A 552-nucleotide genomic window follows, 5' to 3' on the forward strand; every position below is an offset into this window, starting at 1 on the left:
ACCCGGCCCAGTGCCTGGTTCGCCTGGATGCGGCAGGCACGCCGCTGCTGGCGCGGATCACCCGGCTGTCGAAGGATCAGCTCGGCCTCGCCGAGGGCATGGACGTGGTGGCGCAGATCAAGTCGGTGGCGCTGGTGGGCTGACGGCCCGGAGGTTCAGAACGGCTGGGCGATGTCGTTAATCCGCCGTCGGCGCCGCAGGTCGCCTAACCGGATCCACGCTGTTTCAAATGAAAGACCAGTCAGTCGAGGTGGTCGCCGCTCCCCGCCGGGTTCCCCGCTTCGTGCGCGAGCGGGCGTGGTGGCTGGCGCTGCTCGTGATCTGGGGGGCGGTGGTTGGTTCGTCGCTGGAGATCCAGATTGCGCGGATCCGGGAGCAGTCGATCCAGGTGGGCATCGAGGGCGCTCGAAACATGTTCCGGATGGTCATGCTGACCCGCAACTGGAACGCCTCCCATGGTGGAATCTACGTGCCGGTGACGCCCGACACGCCACCCAATCCGTGGCTGGAGCACCCCCTCCGTGACGTGACGACCACCGACGGCCAGAAGCT

General features: G+C 67.2%; 1 protein-coding gene and 1 pseudogene. Both read left to right on the top strand.

The window, feature by feature from the left end; genetic code table 11:
* Positions 1–14: 14 nt before the first annotated feature.
* Positions 15–143, top strand: coding sequence for a TOBE domain-containing protein (locus L6Q67_RS24285; protein ID WP_367171690.1), 129 nt, complete (start codon positions 15–17; stop codon positions 141–143).
* Positions 144–229: 86 nt separating this feature from the next.
* A pseudogene (locus tag L6Q67_RS24290) lies at positions 230–552 on the top strand (hypothetical protein); the annotation flags it as partial.

Source organism: Zoogloea sp., from assembly GCF_023150065.1.
Classification (GTDB): Bacteria; Pseudomonadota; Gammaproteobacteria; order Burkholderiales; family Rhodocyclaceae; genus Zoogloea.